Annotated in this window: 14 protein-coding genes; 9 read left to right on the top strand and 5 right to left on the bottom strand. The window is 68.0% G+C overall.

Annotation, left to right across the window (positions count from 1 at the left end; genetic code table 11):
- Window positions 1–73 precede the first annotated feature (73 nt).
- The 8 genes from PV646_RS44585 to PV646_RS44550 all read left to right on the top strand — a co-directional run bounded on the left by PV646_RS44585 (window position 74) and on the right by PV646_RS44550 (window position 8,158).
- A complete protein-coding gene (locus PV646_RS44585) occupies window positions 74–1,327 on the top strand; it encodes an ABC transporter substrate-binding protein (protein ID WP_500349224.1) in 1,254 nt (417 codons plus the stop codon).
- On the top strand, window positions 1,324–2,274 hold the full coding sequence (locus PV646_RS44580; RefSeq protein ID WP_500349223.1) for a carbohydrate ABC transporter permease: 951 nt from the start codon (window positions 1,324–1,326) through the stop codon (window positions 2,272–2,274). The genes PV646_RS44585 and PV646_RS44580 overlap by 4 nt, the downstream gene beginning before the upstream one ends.
- Window positions 2,274–3,119: a carbohydrate ABC transporter permease gene (locus PV646_RS44575; protein WP_319988424.1), complete on the top strand. Its 846-nt coding sequence runs from the start codon at window positions 2,274–2,276 to the stop codon at window positions 3,117–3,119. Before PV646_RS44580 ends, PV646_RS44575 begins: the two co-directional genes overlap by 1 nt.
- Before the next feature lie 9 nt (window positions 3,120–3,128).
- Window positions 3,129–4,313 (top strand): ABC transporter ATP-binding protein, encoded by a 1,185-nt coding sequence (locus PV646_RS44570; protein ID WP_500349222.1) that lies wholly within the window; start codon window positions 3,129–3,131, stop codon window positions 4,311–4,313.
- Window positions 4,314–4,584: 271 nt separating this feature from the next.
- Complete coding sequence (locus PV646_RS44565) at window positions 4,585–5,472, top strand: SDR family NAD(P)-dependent oxidoreductase (RefSeq protein WP_500349221.1); 888 nt, start codon at window positions 4,585–4,587, stop codon at window positions 5,470–5,472.
- A 55-nt stretch (window positions 5,473–5,527) separates the two neighbouring features.
- Window positions 5,528–6,109, top strand: coding sequence for a type IV toxin-antitoxin system AbiEi family antitoxin domain-containing protein (locus tag PV646_RS44560; RefSeq protein ID WP_500349220.1), 582 nt, complete (start codon window positions 5,528–5,530; stop codon window positions 6,107–6,109).
- On the top strand, window positions 6,106–7,008 hold the full coding sequence (locus tag PV646_RS44555; protein ID WP_500349219.1) for a nucleotidyl transferase AbiEii/AbiGii toxin family protein: 903 nt from the start codon (window positions 6,106–6,108) through the stop codon (window positions 7,006–7,008). Before PV646_RS44560 ends, PV646_RS44555 begins: the two co-directional genes overlap by 4 nt.
- 157 nt (window positions 7,009–7,165) lie before the next feature.
- The gene (locus PV646_RS44550; RefSeq protein WP_500349218.1) at window positions 7,166–8,158 is read left to right on the top strand and encodes a hypothetical protein; all 993 of its coding nucleotides are present in this window, start codon (window positions 7,166–7,168) and stop codon (window positions 8,156–8,158) included.
- Window positions 8,159–8,161: 3 nt separating this feature from the next.
- Here the strand turns inward: PV646_RS44550 and PV646_RS44545 are convergent, their stop codons facing one another.
- From PV646_RS44545 to PV646_RS44535, 3 genes are all read right to left on the bottom strand, one after another.
- A complete protein-coding gene (locus PV646_RS44545; protein ID WP_500349217.1) occupies window positions 8,162–8,638 on the bottom strand; it encodes a GNAT family N-acetyltransferase in 477 nt (158 codons plus the stop codon).
- Between the two features lie 438 nt (window positions 8,639–9,076).
- Window positions 9,077–9,940: a hypothetical protein gene (locus tag PV646_RS44540; protein WP_500349216.1), complete on the bottom strand. Its 864-nt coding sequence runs from the start codon at window positions 9,938–9,940 to the stop codon at window positions 9,077–9,079.
- Window positions 9,937–10,593, bottom strand: a complete 657-nt coding sequence (locus tag PV646_RS44535; RefSeq protein ID WP_500349215.1) for a metallophosphoesterase family protein — start codon at window positions 10,591–10,593, stop codon at window positions 9,937–9,939. Before PV646_RS44535 ends, PV646_RS44540 begins: the two co-directional genes overlap by 4 nt.
- Before the next feature lie 66 nt (window positions 10,594–10,659).
- On the opposite strand from PV646_RS44535, the gene PV646_RS44530 reads away from it, so the two are divergent.
- On the top strand, window positions 10,660–11,739 hold the full coding sequence (locus PV646_RS44530) for a DUF2332 domain-containing protein (protein WP_500349214.1): 1,080 nt from the start codon (window positions 10,660–10,662) through the stop codon (window positions 11,737–11,739).
- On the opposite strand, the gene PV646_RS44525 is transcribed toward PV646_RS44530, so the two are convergent.
- Both PV646_RS44525 and corA read right to left on the bottom strand, forming a co-directional pair.
- Window positions 11,723–12,100 (bottom strand): hypothetical protein, encoded by a 378-nt coding sequence (locus PV646_RS44525; RefSeq protein ID WP_500349213.1) that lies wholly within the window; start codon window positions 12,098–12,100, stop codon window positions 11,723–11,725. The genes PV646_RS44530 and PV646_RS44525 overlap by 17 nt on opposite strands.
- A gap of 139 nt (window positions 12,101–12,239) precedes the next feature.
- Window positions 12,240–13,310, bottom strand: a complete 1,071-nt coding sequence (corA, locus tag PV646_RS44520; RefSeq protein WP_500349212.1) for a magnesium/cobalt transporter CorA — start codon at window positions 13,308–13,310, stop codon at window positions 12,240–12,242.
- Between the last annotated feature and the right edge of the window lie 228 nt (window positions 13,311–13,538).

Raw genomic sequence — 13,538 nt, 5'->3', positions numbered from 1 at the left:
CGGCCGGTGGCACGACGAGGTGCCGGGCGTTGCGGTCTGGCTCCTCCGTGTAGTCGGGAAGGAGGCAGGGCCGATGGGTGCGACGAGGCGCTATCGACTCGCCGCCGGAGTGGGAGCCGCGGTACTCGCGGCAGGAACGCTCACGGCGTGCGGGTCTGGCGACCAAGGCATCACCGTCAACGTCTACAAGTATCCCCAGGAGAACTTCCAGGCCATCGTCGACAGCTGCAACGCGAAGGCCGGCGGGCGATACAACATCGTCTACAACAAGCTGCCGCGGGAGGCGGACGGGCAGCGCGAGCAGATGGTGCGCAGACTCGCGGCCGAGGACGACAGCATGGACGTTCTCGGGCTCGACGTCACGTGGACCGCCGAACTGGCGAAGGCGGGCTGGATCAAGGAGTTCACCGGTTCGGTCAAGTCGCAGGTGGAGTCCGGCACGTTGAAGACGCCGCTCGACACGGCGACCTACGAGGGCAAGCTGTACGGGGCTCCGGACAACACCAACGTCCAGCTCCTGTGGTACCGCTCCGACCTCGTGCCCACGCCCCCGAAGACGTGGGACGAGATGATCTCCATGGCCGAGGCGCTGGTGGCGGAAGGGAAGCCCGGCCAGATCGTCGCGCAGGGAAAGCAGTACGAGGGGCTCGTCGTGCTGTACAACACCCTCGTCAACTCCAACGGCGGCACGATCCTCGACGAGAACGGCACCAAGGCCGTCGTCGACGCGAAGGCCGTGGAAGCGTTGGGGGCGTTGAAGAAGCTGGCGACGTCGAAGGCGATCGACCCGTCGTTCTCCAACGCGGCCGAGGACAACGCGCGCCTCGCCATGGAAGGCGGCAACGCCGCGTTCCAGCTGAACTGGCCGTACGTCTACGCGGCGGCGCAGAAGAAGCCCGACTTCGCGAAGAACTTCAAGTGGGCGCCGTATCCCACTGTGAGCGGTGACGCCGCGAAGGTCACCGTCGGCGGCATCAACTACGCCGTCAGCAACTACACCACGCACGCCGAAGAGTCGTTCGACGCGGTGCTGTGCCTGCGTGGCGCGGAGGCCCAGAAGCTCGCCGCTCTCAAGGACGGTGTGCCGCCGACCATCGAGGCCGTCTACGACGAGCCCGAGATGGCCGAGGCGTACCCGATGCGCGACGACATCAAGGAGACGTTGCAGAACGCGAGTGTGCGGCCGCGCACGCCCGCCTACCAGAACGTCTCGACGGTCATCTCCACGATCCTCTCGCCGCCCGCGGACATCGACCCGCAGGCGACCGGGGACAGGCTGCGCAAGGAACTGCAGGACGCTCTCGACTCCAAGGGGGTGTTGCCGTGAGTCACGCGACCGCGGAGGTACAGGACACGGCGGCAAAACCCGTCGCGCCCAAGAAGAAGGTCGCGCTGAGCGAGGGCAAGAGGGCCGAGCGCAAGCTCGGCTGGCTGCTCTGCGCGCCCGCCGCGCTCACCATGGTCGCCGTGACCGGCTGGCCGATCCTCTACTCGCTGCTGCTGTCGATGCAGAGGTTCGACCTGAAGTTCCCGGACCGGACCGAGTGGATCTGGTTCGACAACTACATCACCGTGCTCAGCAGCCCGTACTGGTGGGATGCGGTGTGGGTGACGGTGTTGCTCACCGTCGTCACGGTCGCCGTCGAACTGGTGCTGGGCATGTCGCTCGCGCTGATCATGCACCGGGCGCTGGTCGGCCGGGGCATCGTCCGCACGACGACGCTGATCCCGTACGGCATCGTGACGGTCGTGGCCGCGTTCTCCTGGCGCTTCGCCTGGACGCCCGGCACCGGCTACCTCGCCGAGGCGCTCGGCGGTGATCCCGTGCTCACGGAGAAGATCCCGGCGCTCATGGTCGTGGGTCTCGCGGAGATCTGGAAGACCACGCCGTTCATGGCCCTGCTGCTGATGGCGGGCCTGGCGCTGGTGCCGGACGACCTGCTCAAGGCCGCCGCGATGGACGGCGCGAGCGGGTGGCAGCGGTTCATCAAGATCACCGTGCCGATCATGAAGCCGGCGATCCTGGTGGCACTGCTGTTCCGCACGCTCGACGCGTTCCGCATCTTCGACAACCTCTTCGTGCTCACCGCGGGCTCGCAGGGCACGTCGTCGGTGTCGATGCTGACCTACAACAACCTCATCAAGGGCTTGAACCTCGGTATCGGATCGACGATGTCCGTGCTGATCTTCATCATGGTCGCGATCATCGCGTTCGTGTTCATCAAGCTCTTCGGCACCGCTGCCCCCGGCAGTGACGACGGAGGGAAGCGCTGATGGCGGGCATCGGAGGAGCGGAGACCCCGGCCAAGAAGTGGGGCTGGGGCGTTCTCAACACAGTGGTCGTGATCTACGCGCTGATCCCGGTGCTGTGGATCGTGTCGCTGTCGTTCAAGTCGTCGAAGACGCTGGCGGACGGCAACTTCATCCCTCGCGAGTGGAGTCTGGAGAACTACCAGAACATCTTCTCGACGTCGGAGTTCACGCGGGCGCTGATCAACTCCATCGGCATCGCGATCATCGCGACCGCGATCGCCGTGGTGTTCGGCACGATGGCCGCCTACGCCATCGCGCGGCTCGACTTCCCCGGCAAGAACCTGCTGGTGGGCGTCTCGCTGTTGATCGCGATGTTCCCGCAGGTCTCGCTGGTGTCCCCGTTGTTCGAGATCGAGCGTTCGCTGGGTCTCTTCGACACGTGGCCCGGCCTGATCCTGCCGTACATCACGTTCGCGCTGCCGCTCGCGATCTACACCCTGTCGGCGTTCTTCCGCGAGATCCCCTGGGAACTCGAGAAGGCGGCGAAGATGGACGGTGCGACGCCGGGGCAGGCGTTCCGTCGCGTCATCGCGCCGCTGGCCGCGCCGGGTGTGTTCACGACGGCGATCCTGGTGTTCATCTTCTGCTGGAACGACTTCCTGTTCGCGATCTCGCTCACCTCGACCGAGCAGTCGCGGACCGTGCCGGTGGCGCTGTCGTTCTTCACCGGTAGTTCCCAGTTCGAGGACCCGGCCGGGTCGATCGCGGCGGCCGCCGTGGTCATCACCATCCCGATCATCCTCTTCGTGTTGTTCTTCCAGCGCCGGATCGTCGCCGGCCTGACCTCCGGCGCCGTCAAGGGGTGAGCTGAACCAATGGCAGAGATCGTTCTGGACAAGGTGACCAAGCGTTATCCGGACGGCGCGTTGGCCGTGCAGGAGGTCAACCTGGAGATCGCGGACGGCGAGTTCATCATCCTCGTCGGACCGTCCGGCTGCGGGAAGTCCACCACCCTCAACATGATCGCGGGGCTGGAGGACATCACCGACGGCGAGCTGCGCATCGGCGGGCAGCGCGTCAACGAGAAGGCGCCCAAGGACCGTGACATCGCGATGGTGTTCCAGTCCTACGCGCTCTACCCGCACATGACGGTGAAGGAGAACATGGCCTTCCCGTTGAGGCTGGCCAAGGTCGACAACGCGACGGTGGAGAAGAAGGTGAAGGAGGCGGCCGAGATCCTCGACCTCTCCCAGCACCTCGACCGCAAACCGTCCAACCTGTCCGGTGGCCAGCGGCAGCGCGTGGCGATGGGCCGCGCGATCGTGCGCAGCCCCAAGGCGTTCCTCATGGACGAACCGCTGTCCAACCTGGACGCCAAGCTGCGCGTGCAGATGCGCACCTCGGTGTCGCGCCTGCAGAAGCAGCTGGGCACGACCACGGTGTACGTGACGCACGACCAGACCGAGGCGATGACCCTCGGCGACCGGGTCGTCGTCATGCGCGGCGGTGTCGTGCAGCAGATCGGCGCACCGCAGTTCCTCTACGAGCAGCCGGCGAACCTGTTCGTCGCGGGCTTCATCGGCTCCCCGTCGATGAACTTCGTGCCGGCCACGCTCGAGAACGGCGCGCTGCGGTCGGTCATCGGCGACGTGACGCTGACGGACCGGGTGCGGCAGCTGATCGAGGGTGCCGACGCGCCCCGTGAAGTCATCCTGGGCATCCGCCCGGAGCACTTCGAGGACGCGTCGCTGGTCGAGCCGGCGAAGCTGTCGGCGGGCGGCAAGTTCACCTCGCAGGTGGACGTGCTGGAGTCGATGGGCTCGGACAAGTACGCCTACTTCAACCTCACGGGCGAACAGGCGGCCTCGGCGGAGCTCCAGGAACTCGCGGCGGACGCGGGATCGGACGACGTGCCGGGTGACGGCATCTCGCTCGTGACGCGGCTGTCCTCGGCGTCCCCCGCGGTGGAAGGCGCTTCGGCGGACATCTGGTTCGACGCGGACAAGGTGCAGCTCTTCGACCCGTCCAACGGCAGGAACCTGACCTACACGGAACGGTGAATTCTCGTTTTCCGGGCCGCCTTCCCCTCGCGGGAAGGCGGCTCTTTCTATGTCACCCGATCGTGTAAGGGCGAAAGCCTCCAGCGCCCCAGGGCCGATCAGTCGAGGTCATCTGCCCTGCCGAACTCGGTTCGCCATTGGGCGCTCGGCAGCGACATCTCATCGAAACATGTTCTGCACATCTTCGGATGGTCCGCACGCTTGTCGAAGGCGGGTACAGGACCACAGGGGGGTTCCGGTGAACCGCCGCCCGAGTGAAAGAGAGCGTGCAATGGGGATCCTGGACGGAAAAGCGGTCGTCATCACGGGGGCAGGGCGAGGACTGGGCGAGGCCTACGCGATGCACGCTGCCCTCGCGGGTGCGTCGGTGGTGGTCAACGACAACGACGGTGACCTGGCGGAACGGGTCGCAGAACACATCCGCGAGTTCGGCGGCCGTGCCGTCGCCTCGAACCACACGGTCGCGGACCCGAGCGAAGCAGCCAAGATCGTCGACCTGTGCGTCGACGAATTCGGCCGCCTCGACGGCCTGGTGAACAACGCGGGCCTGAACTACGAGACCGCCCCGTGGGAAGACGACCCCGAGACCATCAGGCACGTGGTCGAGGTGAACGTCCTCGGCGTCATCTACGTCGGAATCGCGGCGATGCGCGCCATGCGTGCCACCGGGGGCGGTTCCATCATCAACATTTCCTCCGGCGCCTCATTCGGCCAGCGCAAACTCGCCACCTATTCGGCGACCAAGGGCGCGGTGGCCTCACTGAGCTACTCGTGGGCCCTCGACCTGGAGGCAGAAGGCATCCGCGTGAACTCCGTGTGCCCCGTGGCGCACACACGGATGGTGTGGAAGTCGGAACGTTCCCTGCGCGCCATTCCGGCAGACCGGACGCCGGGCAAGGTGGCGCCGCTCGTGCTGTTCCTGCTCTCGGACCGCGCCGAGGGCATCACCGGGCAGGTCATCCGGTGCAACGGCAGGCAGCTGCACATCGTCGGTCAGCCGTACTTCAAGCAGCCGATCCTGGAGAGCGACAACTGGGACACCGCTTCGGTGGAGCGGGCGTTCACGGGCGTGCTGCAGGCGCACCTCGAACCGTACGGGTTGGAGAAGAGGATGCCTCCCCGGCTCCGTGCGCTGGTGGAGCCTTCGCAGACCGCCTAGCGGGTCATGGACAAAAGTGTTGCCACCTGACTGCTTAGTGGCGACACTTTTGTCCATGACGGGCACGCTCGCGAACACGTTCACCACGGCTGAGGCGCTCAGCAGCGGCATGCATCGACGGCAGTTGTACGGCCTGCGCGACGACGGCACGCTCATGGAGTTGTCCCGTGGCGTGTTCCGTTGGACGGACGCTCCGGTGCCGACCTTCCCGGACCTGCTGGCCGTGTCCAGGCGGGTGCCGATCGCGGTCGTGTGCTGTGTGTCGGCGGCAGCCGTCTATGACCTGACCGACGAGATTCCCGTCGCCGTCCAGTTCGCGGTGCCACGTCCGCATCGATCACCGCGAATCGACTACCCACCGACGGAGAGCTTCCGCTTCACCGCCGAGAAGTTCGAGCTGGGGGTCTCCTCGGTGGAAGCCGCTCCCGGCGAGTTCGTCCGCGTCTACACGAGGGAAAGGACAGTCGCCGATCTCATGAGGTTGAGGAACAGACTGGGGGAACCACTCGCGCTCTCGGCCCTGCGCCGATACCTGCGCGGGAGGGACGCGCGGCCACGAGAACTGCTGGAGATGGCCCGTGAGCTCAACATCCTCGGACCCGTGCGCACGGCGATGGACGCGGTGACGGCCGAGTGAGCCGGCCCGTGAAGAGCACTCCCGGCGGGCGGGCCTATCTCGATCTTCAGAACCGGGCTCGCCGGGACGGGCGGCCCACCCAGGAACTGCTGACGCTGTACGTGCTGGAGCGCTGGCTCGCCCGCCTCGCGGAGTCGCGGTACGCGGACAGGTTCGTCCTCAAGGGCGGGGTCCTCCTGGCGGTCTTCGAAGCACGCCGGCCCACCGTCGACGCCGACCTGCTCGCGCGTGACCTGTCCAACGACGAGGCGTCGGTCGTCGCGCGAGTGATCGAGGTCGCCGAGGTCGCGATCGATCCCGACGACGGCGTCCGGTTCCTGACCGGCACCGCCGTCGCGCGGACGATCCGCGACGAGGACCTGTACTCCGGCGTCAGGATCGGCATGGACTGCGAACTGTCGACGGCGAAGATCAAGCTCTGGCTCGACGTCAACTTCGGCGATCCGGTGACACCGGGACCTCGAGCGCTCGAACTGCCGTCGCAGCGGCCAGACACACCCGGTGTGCCGGTGTGGGGATATCCGGTCGAAACCGTGCTGGCCGAGAAGGCCAGCACGGCGATCGCGCTCGGAGACACCAGCACGAGGGTGCGTGACTACGTGGACCTCTACACCCTCGTGGGACGGCAGGTGTTGTCGTACGAGTCGGTTCGGTCCGCGTTGGAGGCAACGGCAGGCCATCGTGGCGTTCGGCTGCAGCCTCTCTCCACCGTTCTCAGGGAGTTCGTTCCGTTGCGCGAGAACGCGTATCGCGCGTTCAAGAGGAGGCTCGGCGTGGATGGCGTTCATCTGCCGGACGCGTTCGGGGACGTCGTCGCCGCGGTGATCGAGTTCGTGGATCCGCTGACCGGTGGGGAACTCCGCGAAGCCTGGGACCCGGACGTCCGGAAATGGTCGTGAGCGCTCAGCGCCAGGACGGGTACGCGGGGAGCCGCTGAAGCACACCGTGTTCGCACAGTGAGCGCGGCCGATCATGCGTTGAGGCGTTCTGGTGACGTTTCCGCACGTCACACGGATGGCCGCCGAAATTGTCAGGGGTGCCTGTCACCATCGGGACATGGCCGAGCGCAAACCCAGAGTCACCGACTGGCGACTCGTCGTGCAGTCCCGGTTGGACCGGGTCCGCGCGGATCTCGCCGCGCTCGGGCCGTCCGATCCGGTCGATCCGGAGGGCGATGTGTGGCGCCGCACGGCCGAGGCGCAGGCCGCGGTCGTCGAGGCGATGCTCAACGCCCGCGATCCGTGGTGGCGCATGCTGCCGTCGTGGTGGTCGGGCTGGCACATCGAACGTGCGTGGCGGGCGCTGCACGAGGCCGAGGTGGCCACCATCTCGGCCGAGCGCGGGTTTCTCGGGCGGTTGCCCGGGTTGCAGGCGCGGGTGGCGCAGTACCTCGACGAGGACGATCCGCGCCGCCGTGCGCTGGAAGCGTTGCGGCCGGGGGAGTTCACGCCCGCGGTCGAGCGCGCGATCGTGGTGGACGCGCTGCGGGCCGCCTACGACAACTCGGACTTCGCGCACGCCGGTTCTCGCGCGCTGCGCAACAAGCTGATCGCCGCCTCCCTCGTGCTGTTCGTGATCAACACGGTCCTCGGCGTCGTCGGCATCGTGAAGCCCGGCATCATCCCGCTGTGCGTCGACCCGAAGGAGAACGCGCTGCCGACGGTCTGTCCCGGCGGCACGGCGAAGGCGTCCGGTGTGGACGTGTGGCTCGTGCAGGTGCTCGGCGCGTTCGGCGCGGTGTTGGCCGCCGTGGTGCTGCTCTTACGCCGCCGGCCATCGCTCTCGCCGTACGTGATGATCGGCTACCAGGCGTTGATCAAGATCATGCTCGGTGCGGCACTGGCGGTGGTCGGGATCCTGGCACTGGGAGCCGGTGTCACGAGCGGGCTGATCGGCATCCCGTCGGCGGCGGCCCTGCTGCTGTGGGCGGTCATCTTCGGGTACGCGCAGCAGATCGGCACCCGGCTGCTCGACAAGTACACCGACGAGGTGCTGGACCAGGCTCGTCCACTGCCGGACGCGGACAGCCCGCGGGTGGCACCGCGGTGAGGCTCAGCCGACCGTGCGCTGGTAGCTGATCAGCTCGTCGGTGCTCGCACACCGGGTGAAGCCCGCCTTCTCCAGCACGCGGGCGGAGGCCGGGTTCGCCGGTTCGACGTTCGCGTGGACGGTGTGCACGTCGTTCAGTTCCAGCGCGAACGCGGTCAGCGCGGCGGTCGCCTCCGAGGCGTACCCGCGGCCCTGGCGTGAGGGCACCACGCCGTACCCGATCTCGACTCTTCCGTTGGAAGGAGGCCAGAACAGGCCCAGCGAACCCACGACTTCAGAGGTGGCCTGCTCGATGATCAGGCGGTGCCCGAACGGCGAGAGCCAGTCCGGGGTGGCGGCGATGACGCCGGCGATCACCGTGTCGCCCTCGGCCGGGAAGTCGGCGGCCCACTCGGGTTGGCGCGCGCCCTCGACCACGGCCTTCACGTCGAGTTCGGACCACGGGCGCAGGACGAGACGGGCGGTAGCAAGATCGGTCACGCGGGCACGCTAGCCACGGTGGTGCGGTCGTGCGAGCGAGTTTCGCCGTGCGCTGGACCTCGCGTGCCGGACCCGTGCGAGCGAGCTTTGTCGTGCGCTGGAACTCGCGCGTCGGACCCGTGCGAGCGAGCTTCGCCATGTGCCGGACCCCGCGCGAGCGAGTTCTGCGGTGCGCTGGACTGCGTGCGCTGGACTGCGTTCGAGCGAGTTCCGCGCGAGCGAGTTTCGCCTTGCGCCGGACTCGTGCGCCGGACCCGTACGCCGGACCTGTGCGAGCGAGCTTCGCCATGCGCCGGATCCCGCGCGGGCGAGTTTCGCGGCGCGCTGGACTGCGTGCGGGCGAGTTTCGCCCGCCGGACCCGCCCCCGCCGGACCTGCCCGCCGAACCCGCCCGCCGAACCCCGCTGCCGGCTCAGCCGTCGACCCCAGTCGCCGCCCTCAGGCTCGCCCCCGCCCCTGCGACCGCGTCTCCTCCCGCACCGCGTTGATCACCTCGGCGTCCCACCGGTGCGTCCGGATCAGCCGGTACCGCTCCGCCGCCACCCACATGTACGCCTCGGTCTCGGTCCGGTCGCCGGTCATGTCGGCCTGCCGCAGCATCGCCACGACCGGCTTGTACTCGTCGGCGTACCAGCGGCGGGCCACTTCGGCGCGGTCGAGGAACTGGCCCGTGTCCTGCATCAGGCGGAACCCCCACGCCTCGACGTGCTCGCCGAGTTGGGCGTAGTGCCACGGGTCGGACAGGAGCACTGCGGCGCGGGCCTCGCCGCTCAGCGGTACGCGGTCCAGGAACAGGCGGCGGTAGTCCTTCACGATCAGGTCGCCGCGGTAGCGGATGCCGGAGGAGTTGAGCCTGGTGATCACCTGCGTCACGTACGCGTCGATCACCTCCAGGCCCAGGGCGTGCGCCACCGAGACGCGGTGGTGGCCGTCGATGATGAAGTGCAGTTCGCCGACGCGGTACACCTCGATCGGTGGCACGCTCTCGCCCCGGCGTGCGGCCAGGGCCAGGCGTTGCCAGCGTTCGCGGACGCGGCCCGAGGTCGGGCGGAAGCGGCGGTCGAAGTCGCGGGTGCGGTCGACGCTGCCGACGATCGAGTCCAGCCGGATCGACTGCAGGCCCAGGCGTTTCTCCGACGCCATGCCCAGGGCGTCCACGACCTCGTGGAACGGCAGCATGATGTTCACGTCGTCGGGCTCCCGGCGCAGCCAGGCCGCCAGGCGCGACATCACCTGGCGCCGGCGGGCGCGCAGGAAGTCGCTCTCGGCGTCGGCCACGGGGAAACCGGTGTCCCGTCTCATCGCGCCACCTCCAGCACCTTCGAGGGAATCACGTTGATCACGCGGGTCGAGCCCAGCGCACGGTCCGGGCGTGCATGGCCGTGTGGATGAATGTGGCCGTGCAGCATGAACGTCGGCTGCAGTCGCGTGACAAGTCCGCGTAAACAGGAGAAGCCGCGGTGCGGACCGTCGGGTTCGTCGCCGCAGTCCAACGGCGGTGAGTGGGTCAGCAGCACGTCCACGCCACGTCCGTCCCGCAGCCTGCGCCACCCGGCCAGCCGGGACACCCGGCGGGCACGGCGGGCCTGCTGCCGTTCCGTCCACTGGTTCGGGCCCTTGTTGTAGCGGATCGAACCACCGAGACCGGCGATCCGCAGGCCGGCGACGTCGACCACGCGTTCGTCCGCGTTCACCGCACCGGCTGGTCCTGGCCAGCGCACCGGCACGCCCGCCTTGGTCCACAGGCCGCGCACGTTCGAGTAGCCCGACAGGTCGGTGTCGTGGTTGCCGGGGACGAACACGAGCGGCTTGTCCAGGGCGTTGGCCAGGTGTTCCAGGTAGTCGAACGGCAGGTCGCCCGCTGCCACGATCAGGTCGACGTCCGCGTGCTGGTGCACCTGATCGGTCCACAGCTGTTCGACCACTTCGTCCGCGACAGCCAGAATCCGTGCCATCTTCAGCAGCCTAATGAGGTCTTTCACCACATGACGGTTGGCGACGTTGCCGTTAGCGTGGACCGCGTGCTTGCCGAGCTGTTCGCTGCGGCCGCCCACGGCTGCCGCGACCGCAGTCCGCTGACCCAGCGACTCCTCACCGACGCCGCCGAGGACCTGAGACGGGGCGGCGTGACGGCCAGGATCATGGCGGGTTCCGAACGCGACCGGGAGGGCTCGGTGCCCGGGCTGCGGTTCGCGGGCGCCGTCCACCGGCTCGTGCTCGAAGGGCGCGCGCCGGTTCTCGCGAAGCACTACCCGTCCGTCGGTGGCCAGCCGAACCTGACGACGCTCTGGGAGGACGCGCTGCCCGCCCTCGAAGGGCACGCGGACCTGCTGAGGCAACGGATCCACGCCACCGTCGTGCAGACCAACGAACCCGGCCGCAGCGCGCCCCTCTACGGCGGCCTGGTGGTCGCCGCGCAGGAAGCCGCGAAAGCCGCGGGGAGACACGTGCCGTTCTGCGTGCGGCTGCTGGAGGTCGGTGCGAGCGGCGGGCTCAACCTGCGCCCGCACCACGTCGGCTACCAGCTGGACGACACGGTCCTCGGCGACCCGGACAGCCTCCTGGTCCTGGACCCGGAGTGGACCGGCAGGCCGCCCGCCGACCTGAGCCACCGGCTGCGCGTCGTCGGCAGGGCGGGCTGCGACCTCGACCCGGTCGACGTGTCCACAGAGGACGGACGGCTGCACCTGAGCTCGTTCGTCTGGGCGGACCAGTTGCAGAGGTGGAACCGGCTGCGGGGCGCGCTCGACCTCGCCGCCACCGACCCCGTGAGGGTCGACCGGTCGGCGGGGCCGGAATGGCTCGCGAAACAGCTCGGCCGCGCCGAACGCGACGTGCTCACCGTCGTCTGGCATTCCGTGGTGTGGCAGTACGTCTCGCCCGCGGACCGGGCGATGGGCCGGGCCGTGCTGGCCGACGCCGCCGCGAAGGCGACACCCACGACACCGTTGGCACTGCTGGTCTTCGAGCCGCGCCGCACCGACGACGACTACCGGTTCGAGCTGTTGCTCAAGCTCTGGCCGGCCGGGATCTCGCTGAACCTCGGCCACGGCGCGGGCCACGGCACGCCGTTCACCTGGAACGTCACCCCTTGGGAGTGACGACCGGGTTCACGACGTACCGGCCGTCCTGCATCTCCACGGGCAGCCGGAACTCCGCGCGGGTGCCGTCGTGCGTGTACTCGACGACGATCGCGCCGTCGCGGTAGACACCGCGATCCACCCGCACGCTCTGGAACTGGTCCGCGGTCGACTTCGCCACGTCCTCGCCGCCGACCGCGAGCAACGGCTCCAGCCGGTGGAAGTCGTGTGCGCGCAACGCGTTCGTCACCTCGGCGGCGAGCTCGTCCGGTGTCTCGGCGCCCGGCGACGGCCAGAGCGCGATGGCCACGAACACCATCATGAGCCAGCCGACCGGGAACACCAGCAGCCAGAACCTGAGGTTCGTCAGCCGCGCCAACACGTCAGGGGGTTCCGCTGATCAGCACGAACACGGTGGTGATCCAGCAGAGCAGGAACGCGAGGATCCAGAAGCGGATGTTGGTGAGGATTCTGGTCATGACAAACCTCTTCTACAACGAGCAAAGCGAGCGAAACCGGACTCACAGCCAGCGATTTCGGCGCAGTATTCGGTAGAGCGTGAGGCAGGCGATCAGGACCAGGCTCATGATCAGCGGGTAGCCGAACTTCCACTTCAGCTCGGGCATGTAGTCGAAGTTCATGCCGTACACGCCGACGACCATGGTGGGCACGGAGATGATCGCGACCCACGAGGTGATCTTGCGCATGTCGGTGTTCTGCTGCAGCGTGATCTTCGCGAGCGTCGCGTCGACCAGCGTCGTCAGCAGTTCGTCGAACGCGGTGACGCGCTCGGAGACCTCGGTGAGGTGGTCGTCGACGTCGCGGAAGAACGCGCGCACCTGCTCGGGGATGAGCGGCGTGTAGCCCTCGGCCAAGCGGCGCAACGGGTTCGCGAGCGGCATGACCGCGCGGCGCAGCTCCACGACCTCGCGCTTGAACATGTAGATCTGCTCCGCGCTCACCTCGGTGCGCGGCGCGAAGACCCGTTCCTCCATGCGGTCGATGTCGTCCTCGATGTGGTCGGTGACCTCGAGGTAGTTGTCGACGACCTGGTCGGCGATCGCGTGCATCACCGCGGACGGGCCGATCTCCAGGCGCTCCGGGTCCTCCTCCAGCACGTGCCGCAGCTTGGAGAGACCGGAGTGGTTGCCGTGCCGCACGGTGATGACGAAGTCCTTGCCCAGGAACACCATGATCTCGCCGGACTCGACGATCTCGTTGGCGGTGTCGGGGGATTCGTTCGTCACGTAGCGGACGGTCTTGAAGACCATGAAGAGCGTGTTGTCGTACCGCTCCAGCTTCGGGCGCTGGTGCGCGTGCACCGCGTCCTCGACCGCGAGCTCGTGCAGACCGAACGTCTCGGCGATGCCCTCTATCTGCTCGGCGTCGGGCTCGTGCAGGCCGATCCAGACGAAGCCGTCCTTGCGCTTGCGCACCTCTTTGACGGCATCGGTGTGCGTCCATCGGCCGGGCAAGCGCTTGCCATCGACGTAGACCGCGCAGTCGACCACGTAGTGCGACACGGGCACGGTGATTCGCGGCGCTGGGCGCTGCTGGGCGCCGCGTCCGCGGATCGAGGGCAGGCTGGGCATGGTGAGTTCCTCCAGGGCCACACGTCGTCGAGGTGCACAAAAAGCACGACGGGCGTCCTACCGGTGGAGACTCAGCGAACTAGAACGATCTAGCAGGCCACCTCGGTGAGGACGCGCTTGGTACTGGCAGGGTGGGGGTCCTTGCTCATTTAGGGGTCCTCACCTCCTCGGGGCGAAGTCACTGGTGGTGGAAATCCTCACACACCGGTTGCCGAGGGTACTCCCTCC

Origin of the sequence: Streptomyces sp. ID05-26A (assembly GCF_033794685.1) — a bacterium.
Classification (GTDB): domain Bacteria; phylum Actinomycetota; class Actinomycetes; order Mycobacteriales; family Pseudonocardiaceae; genus Lentzea.
The sequence above is the reverse complement of the archived record's forward strand: the minus strand, read 5'-3'. Positions and strand labels throughout refer to the sequence as shown.